Origin of the sequence: Pelovirga terrestris, assembly GCF_014773365.1 — a bacterium.
GTDB classification, from domain to species: Bacteria; Desulfobacterota; Desulfuromonadia; order Desulfuromonadales; family Geopsychrobacteraceae; genus Pelovirga; species Pelovirga terrestris.
In genome coordinates, this window is the sequence record NZ_JACWUN010000021.1 from 24,347 (window position 1) to 35,057 (window position 10,711).

Genomic DNA, 10,711 nt, shown 5'->3' on the forward strand with positions numbered 1-10,711 from the left:
CATGGAATCAAAAGATTCCGTTATTGCGGCTTTTAAAAAGATCCCGGTCAAGGTGGAAGAAGTTGACTTTGCGCAACGGGGCTATCATCTCGAGATCAGGCTGGAATCGAGCCAACTGCGCGCCTTTGCTGAATTGTTGCGCACCGGGAATTTCTACTTGAGCTATGTGTCCGGGTTGCATCTTACCACCGGCATCGACGTCAGTTATCAGTTTGCCAACTACGGCTTTCCCTGCCGCCTGCTGGCCCACGTCAGCGCTGACGCCGACAACAGTCTGCCCACCATCGCCGACATTTTTCAGGGCGCCAACTGGCACGAGCGCGAAACCAAGGATTTTTACGGGGTCATCTTTCGCAATCACCCCAACCTCAAACCGTTGCTGCTGGCTGAAGATATGGAAGATCTGAAACCACTGCTCAAGAAAGAACAGGCCCTTAAGGATCGCGCTGCCATCACCCGCGTTGAGAAGATCGCTGAGGATAAGCCGGCCCCTGCGGTTAAAAAGGAGGATGCGTGATGACCACCATGGCTGAAAAGGGTGAGCACCGCTATATTCTCAACATGGGGCCGCAACATCCGAGTACCCACGGTGTATTGCGGGTGATCCTGGAAATGGAAGGCGAGTACGTCATGGATCCGCAACCGGTCCTCGGCTACGGCCACCGGATGCATGAAAAAATGGCAGAATCCCGCCCCTGGCCCAACTTCCTCCCCAATGCCGCGCGCATGGATTACCTCTCCGCGCTGATCTACAACCACGGCTACGTCGGCGTCGTCGAGCGTCTCGCCGGTATCGAGGCCACGCCGCGGGCAGAGTATATCCGTGTCATTACCTCGGAACTCAATCGTCTGCAGAGCCATCTGCTGTGGCTCGGCGTGCTGGTGCTCGATCTCGGGGCCTTTACCCCGATCATGTACACCTTTGAAGATCGCGAGAAGATTCTTGATATCCTTGAGGATGTGACCGGTTCACGGCTGACCTACTGCTACATGCGGGTTGGCGGCGTGGTCCGTGACATTGATGACAAATTTGTTGAGCGCACCCGCGAATACATCAGTTGGCAGCGTTCACGCATGCCGATGTACGACAAACTGGTCACCGGCAATATTATCTTCCGCAAGCGGATTGAGAAAATCGGCGAATTCAACCCGGACATGGCCCGCCGTTACGGGCTGACCGGCCCGGTACTGCGTGGCACCGGCATCCCTTACGATATCCGCCGGGCTGAGCCTTATTCCGTCTATCCGGAATTCGATTTCGAGATTCCGACCGAAACAACCGGCGACTGCATGGCCGCCTACCTGGTTCGGGTGCGTGAGATTGAGCAGAGCCTGCGTATCCTGGAACAAGCGCTGGACAAACTGCCCGCAGGCCCCGCTATGGCCAAGGTACCGAAAAAACTGAAACTACCTGCGGGTGACGCCTGTTATGCGGTCGAATCACCCCGCGGCGAGCTGGTCTATCACCTGACCGGGGATGGCAGCGACACCCCCTACCGGATGAAAATCCGCGTTCCGTCCTTTTCCAATCTGAGCCTTCTGCCTGAACTCTGTCGTGGAATGCTCCTTTCTGATCTCTGTGCCTGCATGGGTAGTCTGGATCTGGTGATTCCGGAGATCGATCGATGAGCACTGTGATGAATACCGGGTTTCTTCCACTGGAACTGTTACGCATTATCTTCGCCCTGATCTGCGCCATTGTTATTGTCTTCGGCAACGCCGTCGTCATGGGCTATCTGGAGCGCAAGCTCGCCGGTCGCTTTCAGCGTCGTCCGGGCCCGATGGAGGTTGGCTGGCACGGCATCCTGCAGCTGGCCGTCGATGGCGTCAAACTGGTCGGCAAGCAATTGATCATCCCCAAACAGACCGACCGGGTACTCTATCGTCTGGCGCCGATTATTTCTTTTGCCCCGGCGATCATGCCGATGGTGGTCATCCCCTTTGCTCCCAAGCTTCAGGGTCGTGACTTCGATATCGGGTTGATCTTTATTCTGGCGGTGGTTGCCATCAACGTTCTGGCGATTCTGATTGCCGGCTGGAGCTCCAACAACAAATACTCCCTGCTCGGTGCCATGCGATCGGTTGCGCAAAATGTGGCCTATGAAATCCCCATGTTGCTGACCCTGCTGTCGGTTATTCTGGTCACCGGCACCTTCAGTCTGCGCGGGATCGTCGAAGCCCAAAGCGGCGGCGCCTGGTTTATCTTCTTTATGCCGGTGGCCTTTCTGATCTTCTTCGCCGCAACCCTGGCCGAGACCAATCGTGCCCCCTTTGACCTGCCGGAAGCAGAGAGTGAGCTGACGGCCGGTTTCATGACCGAGTTCAGCGGCATGGGGTTCAGTCTCTTTTTCATGGCTGAATACACCTACATGTTCATCGCCTGTTCGCTCACCGTCATTCTCTTTCTCGGTGGCTGGAGCGGACCGCCTCTGCCCTATGGCGAGTACACCTCTGCCCTCTGGTTCTTTGCCAAAGTCTACGCCCTGTTACTGACCATGATCTGGATCCGCTGGACCTTCCCGCGGGTACGCTTTGACCAGCTGCTGAATTTCTGCTGGAAATATCTGGTTCCATTTTCGCTGGTTCACCTGCTGGTGACCGCCGTGGTGCTGAAATTATGAAAGACTATTTCGCCCTGATCTTTACCGGGGGCAAAAGCCTCATCGTCGGGATGATGATCACCCTGCGCGAGCTCTTCCGTCCGGTCGTGACCGTCCAGTACCCGCGTGAAAAGTTGCCCCTTTCGCCTAACTACCGCGGCCACACCATCCTGATTCGCGACGAGGAGAAGCCGGAGAAACACCGCTGTATCTCCTGTAAGATGTGTGAGCGCGAGTGTCCATCGAACTGTATCGATCTGGCCGGGGAAAAACGTGAAGGGGTCAAAGGGATGGTGTTGATCAAATACCGTCTCGATTTCACCAAATGCAGCCTGTGCGGCACCTGTGTTGAAGTATGCCCGCCCAATGCCCTCGATTTTTCCAAGGTCTATCAGCATGTCGGGTTTTCCCGGGAAGACTTTCATTACGACCTGCTGGCCATGGTGGAGGAAGACAAATGACCCTGTACCGTTATCTGGCCGAAGGCATGTTTTTCGGTTTTATCGTCCTGATTATGTTCGGTGGCATGCTGACCGTCTGGTCACGCCTGCTGATGCACGCGGTGCTCGGTCTGGCTGTGGTCTTTATCGGTGTTGCCGGGCTATTTTTTCACCTCGGGTCCCCTTTTATGGCGATGATGCAGGTCCTGATCTACGTCGGTGCGGTCTGCGTTATGCTGGTGTTCGGGATCATGGTCGGCCATTCACCGACCCAGGTCGATCGTCTGCGCTGGTCAGGCAACAACTTTCTGCTCGCCTCCGGCACCTGCATCGCCGGCTTTGTTCTGTTGACCGCAACCCTGATCCGCACCCAATGGACAGCAGCAGCCCAGCGGGTTGGTGATTTTTCCATGCAGCACCTGGGCGAAGCCTTTCTGCATCAGTTTGTTCTGGCCTTTGAACTGATCTCCGTGGTGCTGTTGATTGCTATTCTGGGCGCGATTATCATCGCCCGCCCACCGCAGGAGAGTGATCCCTCATGATGCCCAGTGACCATCTGACAACCTATCTGATCATCGGGGCCTTCATGCTCTTTGTCGGCCTGTTCGGCATGATCCGTCATCGTACCCTGATCGGCATGCTGATCTGTGTCGAGATGATTCTCGCCGGCGCCGGGGTCAACTTTATGGCCTTTAATTACTTTGTTGCGCCTGATCCTGCCGTGGGGCAGGCGTTTACCTTGTTTATTCTGGGTATTGCCGCTGCCGAAGCGGCTATCGTTATCAGTCTCGTGATCGCCATTCATCGACGCTTCCACAGTGTTGATCCCCAGGCGATAAACGAATTGCACGGCTAACTGCGAGGACCAGGCACACACATGGAACCAATAATCACCTCCAAAGTCCTGCTGGCGACCCTCATCCCGATGGTGACCGCAGCGCTTGTCATGGCTACGGGCCGGAGCCCCAATCTGCGCGAAAGTATCTCTTTTGTCGGCGCCGTGCTCACCTTCATTTCGGTGATGCTGTTAGCACCCGGTGTCTTAAGCGGTGGTGCTTACGCTCTGAACCTGATCACCCTCTACCCGGGGATCAGTGTTTCTTTTTACCTTGATCCACTGGGCCTGGTGTTTGCCGGGACCGCGTCATTTTTGTGGATTCTGGCCTCGATCTATTGTATCGGCTATATGCGCGGCCTGGACGAGCATGCCCAGACCCGCTTCTACGTCTGTTATGCCGTTTCGGTTGGTGCTGCCATGGGCGCGGCTTTTTCCGCCAACCTGTTTACCCTCTATCTGTTTTATGAAATCGTCTCCATCTTTACCTACCCGCTGGTCATGCACCATCAGGACAAGGAAGGCTATGAGGGCGCGCGCAAATACATCATCTACCTGATGTTCACCTCCAAGGCGATGTTGCTGCCGGCAATGGCGATTATCTATGTGTTAACCGGCACCCTCGATTTCAACATGAGCGGCATCAGCGGCGGCATCTTCCCGCCTGAAGCCGACCGGATGATGGTAATCATCGCCTACCTGCTGTGCCTGTTCGGCTTTGCCAAGGCCGGTATCATGCCGCTGCACAACTGGCTGCCCGATGCCATGGTCGCGCCGACACCGGTCAGTGCCCTGCTCCATGCGGTGGTCGTGGTCAAGGTCGGGGTCTTCTCCATCTGCCGGGTGATGCTGTCCCTGTTTGGCATTGACCTGCTGGATGTCACCGGCATGGGCATGTTCACCGCCTACGTGGTTTCTTTTACCATCATAACGGCATCGATCATCGCCCTGACCCAGACGAACCTGAAGGCGCGACTGGCCTACTCAACCGTCAGCCAGCTCTCCTATATCGTCCTTGGGGTCGCGATGCTGACGCCCCATGCCATTACCGGCGGTCTGCTGCATATCGCTAACCATGCCTTTGCCAAAATCACCCTGTTTTTCTGTGCCGGTTGTATTTTCGTTGCTTCGGGCAAAAAGGATATCTCCGAGATGGGGGGCCTAGGCTGGCGCATGCCGTTCACCATGGCTGCTTTCGCTCTGGCATCCTTGAGCATGATCGGTGTCCCGCCGGTCAGTGGCTTTGTCAGCAAGTGGTATCTGGCGCTGGGCGCGATGGATATCAGCAACATGATCCTGCTGGCGGTATTGCTGGTCAGCAGTCTGCTGAATGCCGGCTACTTTGTGCCGATAACCTTCAAAGCCTTCTTTGGAACGCCCCCGGCGACGGATAGCGGAAGCGGCAGCCTCGAGCGTCAACCCCTGGTGCTGCTGATGGTGGTACCACTCCTGATTACCGGCCTGATCTCGGTGCTGATCGGCATCTGGCCTGATCTTTTCTTGAACACGATCAAACTGATGGTGGGCTCATGATCGCACGTTGGATAGACTATCTGCGCGAACGCGCCAATATTGTTAGAGGCTGTTTCTTTGCCTTTCTGGTGTTTGCGGTGCTCTTCGATTTTATTATCGACCGACCAAAACCGCACTTTTTCGGTGATACCATCATCGGCTTCTGGTCGTTGTTTGGCCTGCTTGGCTGCCTGTTGATGATTATTATCTGCAAGGGACTCTCCCACGTCTGGCTGGAGCGCAAGGAGGACCCTTATGATAACTGATCTTTTCATCCATCCGACCAGCTGGTTTATCCTTGGCGCGCTATTGATGCCCTTTGCCAAGCGCTTAGGTATCCAGAAAATCTGGCTGATCATTGTTCCACTGGTGGCCATGGCGACCATCTACCGACTGCCCGACAGCTTCGGCATTGTCAACTACCTTGGCTTTGAACTGCAATTCGGTCGGGTTGACAAGCTGACCTTTATCTTTCTTCATGTCTTCACCCTGATGGCGCTGATCGGCTGCATCTTCGGGCTGCAGGTCAAGGAAACCGGCCAGCATATTGCGGCTTTCCTTTATGTTGCCGGCTCCCTTGGGGTGACCCTGGCGGGTGATTATCTGACCCTGTTCATCTTCTGGGAACTGATGGCCTTTGCCTCGACCTTCCTGATCTGGTACCGCAAAAAGCAGCGCTCGATTGAAGCGGGCTATCGCTACCTGCTGGTCCATACGGCCGGGGGGCTGGTGCTGCTGGCGGGTATTTTTCTGCTCTACCAGACCGGGCATGACCTGTCCTTCGGCGTCTTCTCCCAGGAAGGTGCAGGTTGGGCTGAGTACCTGATCATGATCGGCTTCCTGCTCAATGCCGCAGCGCCACCGATCCATGCCTGGCTGCCCGATGCCTATCCGGAAGCGACCGTGACCGGAGCGGTGTTCATGTGTGCCTTCACCACCAAGACTGCCGTTTACGTGCTGATGCGCGGCTTTCCCGGCTTTGAGGTGTTGGCCATCATCGGAGCCTGCATGGCGCTCTACGGCGTTGGTTACGCGGTCATCGAAAACGATGCCCGACGAATTCTCGCTTATCACGTCGTCAGTCAGGTCGGCTACATGGTCTGCGGCGTCGGTATCGGCACGGCCATGGCGCTTAACGGGGTGGCGGCCCACGCCTATGCCCATATCATCTACAAGGCGCTGCTGTTCATGGGGGCCGGTGCGGTGCTGGAGATGACCGGCCGCTCCAAACTCAGCGAGCTTGGCGGTCTCTATCGCACCATGCCGCTGACCATGATCTTTACCATCATTGGCGGGATCGCTATCTCCGGCTTCCCGTTGACCAGTGGCTTTGTCAGTAAGTCGATGATCGTTGCCGCTGCCGGTTATAACCATCAAACGATTCTGCTGGTGATGCTGCTGCTGGCCGGGGTCGGGACCTTCCTCTCGGTCGGTATCAAGCTGCCCTATTTTATCTGGTTCGGTAAGGATTCCGGCATTCGCGCCAAGGAAGCACCCTGGAATATGCAGCTGGCCATGGCCATGGCCGCTTTTGTCTGTATCCTCTTCGGCGTTTACCCGGCGGCGCTCTACAGCATGCTCCCCTATGCCGCCTCGTACCAGCCTTACTACGCCTATCATCTGTCGGAGACCTTCCAGCTGTTCGGCTTTACCGGCCTGGGTTTCTACCTGATGGTGAAATATCTCAAGCCCCACGATGTATCGAACCTTGATCTTGACTGGTTCTATCGTAAAGGCTCAGTGCGCTTTATTAACTTCGCCAAGGGTCCGATTGTCTCAGCTAATGAATGGGTCAGCAACGTCTACAAGAATATCGGCCTGAGCATGACCATGGCGTTAGCTCGAGCTTTCTCCTGGTTCGATAAGGAGGGCATCGACTGGACCATCGACGGTTCGGCCCGCAACATCGTTGCCGGCGGCAACAGCATCCGCCAGATTCAGACCGGACGGATTCAGCATTATATTGCCGCCGGAGTCATTGCCGTGGTGGTGGTGCTGGTTGTGGTGATTTTTAGTTAAAACCAGTACGTAGACTTTAGACAAAACGTAGGGGTGACACTTGTGTCGCCCTGGGCAAGACTCACCTTGCCCCTACAACCAAGGAACGATCGTGGAACAGTATCTGATTGTTAATCAACTGAACTACCCCATCATCTCCGTGTTGCTGCTGTTGCCGCTGATCGGGGCGGTGCTGGGTCTGCTGTTTAAGAGTGATAAAGCACAGCTGTGGTGGGGACTGGGGGTAACCCTCGCAACGGCCCTGGCCTCCCTGCCCCTGTATACCCGGTTCGATCGCACCACGGCCCTGTACCAGTTTGTCGAGGTGCGTCACTGGCTACCGGCGCTGGGGCTCGATTATGCGGTCGGGGTCGATGGGATCAGCGTCCTGCTGGTACTGCTGACCACCCTGGTCATGCCCTTGTGTGTGCTTTGCTCCTGGAGTTACATCAAGGAACGGATGCGTGAGTTCATGTTCGTTCTGCTGGTGATCGAAACCGCGATGATCGGCGTGTTTGTCAGCCTCAATACCCTGCTGTTTTTCCTCTTCTGGGAAGCGATGCTGATTCCCATGTACCTGATGATCGCCATCTGGGGCGGGCCGCGCAAGGATTACGCCTCGATCAAATATTTCCTTTATACCTTTGCCGGCAGTATCTTCTTTCTCGCTTCGATCATTGCTCTCTATGTCCAGACCGGCAGTTTCTTTATCCCGGAATTGATGACCCATTCCTTCAGCTTCAGCTTCCAGGTCTGGGTTTTCCTTGGTTGTGCCCTGGCATTCGCCGTCAAGGTGCCGATGTTCCCTCTGCATACCTGGTTGCCTGCCGCCCACGTGGAAGCGCCGACGGCTGGTAGTGTGATCCTCGCCAGTATCATGCTCAAGCTCGGCGGCTACGGCTTCTTACGTTTCTGCCTGCCGATGGCGCCGGAAGCGACCTGGTATTTCATGCCCTGGTTGATTGCCCTGTCACTGGTGTCGATCATCGTTGGTGGCTATCTGGCCCTGGGGCAGAGCGATATCAAAAAGCTCATCGCCTATTCCAGCGTCGGCCACATGGGCTTTGTTACCCTGGGGATCTTCCTGCTTAATGACCAGGGGATCAAGGGGGCGATGCTGCAGATGATCAACCACGGTATCACGACCGGCGCCCTGTTTATTCTCATCGGTATCATCTACGAGCGCACCCACAGCCGCGAGATGAGCGTCAACCGTGCCCTCGGAGCAATGATGCCGGTTTACGTGCTGTTCCTCGGCATCTTCAGCCTGTCTTCCTTCGGCTTCCCCGGCACCAACAGCTTTGTCAGTGAATTCCTGGTGCTGCTTGCGGCCTTCTCCAGGTATCCGTTGGTCGGCGCCCTGGCGATTGTCGGGGCCATTCTCGCGGCGGCCTACATGCTGCGCCTGTTGCAGAGCATGGTATGGGCCGATTCTGATGGTCACGGTCACCATGACGAGGGCCATGGTGATGGTCACGGCGACAGTCACGGTCCCATTTTAAAAGACCTGAATGCCCGGGAAATCGGGACCTTGAGCTTTTTAACCATTTTTGTTTTCTGGATCGGCTTTTATCCAACCCCGTTGCTGGAGATGATGGACGTCAGTGTGACCCACCTGATTGACCAGATCGGTACCGGATTGAATCAGGGCGGGCACGATAATCTGCATCATGCTTTCAGCGGCCTGGGCAATAAAGTTGCCGGCCTGTTGACGACCCTGAAACCTTAAGCTGCTAACTCCTGATTTCGGACCTTTTATGGAAACCATGCTTTTTTTACCCGAACTGCTGCTGATTCTGCTTGCGCTGGTGTGCTTTTGTACCTCCCTGGGCAACAGCCCCCGAACCGGTTTTCTGCAGGGCACGGTCATCGTTCTCTCACTTCTGGCGCTGCTTGCAACGGCAGCAACCTACCGGCAATCGGGCACCCTGTTTTTTGGCGCCTACCAGATCGACCAACTGTCACAGCTGTTCAAGCTGGTCCTTTGTGCAGGTCTTGCCTTGATCACCTGGGCAACTTCAGGCCTGCGCGGCATTGAAAAACGTCTTCATCCTGAGTATTACATGTTCCTGACGGTCAGTACCCTGGGACTGGTGATGCTATCCAGTGCGGTGGAGTTGCTGACGATCTTCCTGGCGCTGGAAATTTCGTCCTATGCCTTGTTCGTAGCTATCCCCTTCCGCCAACCGATGAACGGCCGCCAGCAATATGAAGCCAGCCTCAAGTACGTGCTCTTCGGGGCGGCGGCGTCGGGCTTGAGCCTGTTTGGTATGAGCTATATTTTCGGCCTGTCCGGCACCACCTATCTGGCTGAACTGTCACCCCTGCTGCCGGCACTGATCTCCTCACAACCACTGGCTGTAGTCGGGATGATTCTGCTGTTATGCGGATTCTTCTACAAACTCGCCCTGTTCCCTATGCACTTCTGGACCCCTGATGTCTATCAGGGTGCCGCTAACGAAACCACCACCTTTATTGCCACCCTGCCGAAAATCGGGGCGGTCATTCTGCTGCTGCGGCTGGTCAGTCTGGCCGGCGCTGACATCAGCCAATTAAGCTGGGCCCTGGGAATTCTGGCTGTTGCCTCCATGACCATCGGTAACCTGTCGGCCCTGGTGCAGAACGATATGAAGCGTCTGCTGGCCTACTCAAGTGTTGCCCATGCCGGATATCTGATGCTTGGCGTTATTGCCGGCGGTATTCTGGGACATGCTGCGGCTATCTATTATGCCGTCGGTTATCTGCTGATGAACCTGGCCTGCTTTTTCGTGCTCTATCACGTGAGCAGCGACAACCGTAACCTCAATCTGAGTGACCTGAACGGTCTCTATCGGCGTGCGCCGCTACTGGCATTTGTCCTGGCTGCCGGGGTCTTCAGCCTCGCCGGGATCCCACCAACTATCGGCTTTACCGGTAAGTTTGTGCTGTTTACTTCGGCCTTTCAGCAAGGATTCTACGGACTGGTGGTCTTGGGACTGATCAATGCCGCTATTTCGATTTTCTTTTATCTCAAGATTGTCCGCGCCGCTTACCTGACCAGCACCGCCGCCGATAGTGTACCGGTCCCCATCACATTCAGCAGCAAATTGCTGGGTCTTGGCCTGATTCTCACGATCATACTGCTGGGAGTCCTGCCGCAACAACTGCTGGCCCTGGCCAAAACGGCGGCGGCTTTTCTGTAATAACAAACCACTCATTGCCATCGGGTAGGAGGCAGGGTCGCCCCTGCCGTCCTCCCACACCACCGTACGTACGGTTCCGTATACGGCGGTTCACGAAGTGTGTTGAAAACGATGGAACTGCTCTATGTAACTGAACAGTCCCGC

The 10,711-nt window shown here is 55.8% G+C and carries 11 protein-coding genes; all 11 read left to right on the forward strand.

The features are described from left to right. The first annotated feature begins 1 nt into the window (after nucleotide 1). Nucleotides 2-517 (forward strand): NADH-quinone oxidoreductase subunit C, encoded by a 516-nt coding sequence (locus tag ICT70_RS14070; protein ID WP_191157730.1) that lies wholly within the window; start codon nucleotides 2-4, stop codon nucleotides 515-517. Continuing rightward, on the forward strand, nucleotides 517-1,629 hold the full coding sequence (locus ICT70_RS14075; protein ID WP_191157732.1) for an NADH-quinone oxidoreductase subunit D: 1,113 nt from the start codon (nucleotides 517-519) through the stop codon (nucleotides 1,627-1,629). The genes ICT70_RS14070 and ICT70_RS14075 overlap by 1 nt, the downstream gene beginning before the upstream one ends. Beyond that, nucleotides 1,626-2,621 carry an NADH-quinone oxidoreductase subunit NuoH gene (gene nuoH / locus ICT70_RS14080; protein ID WP_191157734.1) on the forward strand — a complete coding sequence of 332 codons (996 nt, stop codon included), beginning with the start codon at nucleotides 1,626-1,628 and terminating at the stop codon, nucleotides 2,619-2,621. Before ICT70_RS14075 ends, nuoH begins: the two co-directional genes overlap by 4 nt. Further along, nucleotides 2,618-3,061 (forward strand): NuoI/complex I 23 kDa subunit family protein, encoded by a 444-nt coding sequence (locus ICT70_RS14085; RefSeq protein ID WP_191157735.1) that lies wholly within the window; start codon nucleotides 2,618-2,620, stop codon nucleotides 3,059-3,061. The genes nuoH and ICT70_RS14085 overlap by 4 nt, the downstream gene beginning before the upstream one ends. After that, nucleotides 3,058-3,582: an NADH-quinone oxidoreductase subunit J family protein gene (locus tag ICT70_RS14090; protein WP_191157736.1), complete on the forward strand. Its 525-nt coding sequence runs from the start codon at nucleotides 3,058-3,060 to the stop codon at nucleotides 3,580-3,582. The genes ICT70_RS14085 and ICT70_RS14090 overlap by 4 nt, the downstream gene beginning before the upstream one ends. Beyond that, on the forward strand, nucleotides 3,579-3,896 hold the full coding sequence (gene nuoK, locus ICT70_RS14095; RefSeq protein ID WP_191157737.1) for an NADH-quinone oxidoreductase subunit NuoK: 318 nt from the start codon (nucleotides 3,579-3,581) through the stop codon (nucleotides 3,894-3,896). The genes ICT70_RS14090 and nuoK overlap by 4 nt, the downstream gene beginning before the upstream one ends. Nucleotides 3,897-3,917: 21 nt before the next feature. Then, entirely contained in the window at nucleotides 3,918-5,408 is a 1,491-nt protein-coding gene (locus ICT70_RS14100) for a monovalent cation/H+ antiporter subunit D family protein (protein WP_191157738.1), read from the forward strand. Next, entirely contained in the window at nucleotides 5,405-5,653 is a 249-nt protein-coding gene (locus ICT70_RS14105; RefSeq protein ID WP_191157739.1) for a hypothetical protein, read from the forward strand. The genes ICT70_RS14100 and ICT70_RS14105 overlap by 4 nt, the downstream gene beginning before the upstream one ends. Continuing rightward, a complete protein-coding gene (locus ICT70_RS14110; protein ID WP_191157740.1) occupies nucleotides 5,643-7,406 on the forward strand; it encodes a Na(+)/H(+) antiporter subunit D in 1,764 nt (587 codons plus the stop codon). The genes ICT70_RS14105 and ICT70_RS14110 overlap by 11 nt, the downstream gene beginning before the upstream one ends. A 91-nt stretch (nucleotides 7,407-7,497) precedes the next feature. Beyond that, entirely contained in the window at nucleotides 7,498-9,114 is a 1,617-nt protein-coding gene (locus tag ICT70_RS14115) for an NADH-quinone oxidoreductase subunit M (RefSeq protein WP_191157741.1), read from the forward strand. A gap of 28 nt (nucleotides 9,115-9,142) precedes the next feature. Further along, nucleotides 9,143-10,567 (forward strand): NADH-quinone oxidoreductase subunit N, encoded by a 1,425-nt coding sequence (locus ICT70_RS14120; RefSeq protein WP_191157742.1) that lies wholly within the window; start codon nucleotides 9,143-9,145, stop codon nucleotides 10,565-10,567. Nucleotides 10,568-10,711: the final 144 nt, after the last annotated feature.

Coding starts and splice junctions, on each gene's coding strand:
- nuoH (WP_191157734.1), top strand. CDS start 1,626: ATGAGCACTGTGATGAATACCGGGTTTCTTCCACTGGAACTGTTACGC.
- nuoK (WP_191157737.1), top strand. CDS start 3,579: ATGATGCCCAGTGACCATCTGACAACCTATCTGATCATCGGGGCCTTC.
- ICT70_RS14120 (WP_191157742.1), top strand. CDS start 9,143: ATGGAAACCATGCTTTTTTTACCCGAACTGCTGCTGATTCTGCTTGCG.
- ICT70_RS14105 (WP_191157739.1), top strand. CDS start 5,405: ATGATCGCACGTTGGATAGACTATCTGCGCGAACGCGCCAATATTGTT.
- ICT70_RS14070 (WP_191157730.1), top strand. CDS start 2: ATGGAATCAAAAGATTCCGTTATTGCGGCTTTTAAAAAGATCCCGGTC.
- ICT70_RS14110 (WP_191157740.1), top strand. CDS start 5,643: ATGATAACTGATCTTTTCATCCATCCGACCAGCTGGTTTATCCTTGGC.
- ICT70_RS14075 (WP_191157732.1), top strand. CDS start 517: ATGACCACCATGGCTGAAAAGGGTGAGCACCGCTATATTCTCAACATG.
- ICT70_RS14090 (WP_191157736.1), top strand. CDS start 3,058: ATGACCCTGTACCGTTATCTGGCCGAAGGCATGTTTTTCGGTTTTATC.
- ICT70_RS14100 (WP_191157738.1), top strand. CDS start 3,918: ATGGAACCAATAATCACCTCCAAAGTCCTGCTGGCGACCCTCATCCCG.
- ICT70_RS14085 (WP_191157735.1), top strand. CDS start 2,618: ATGAAAGACTATTTCGCCCTGATCTTTACCGGGGGCAAAAGCCTCATC.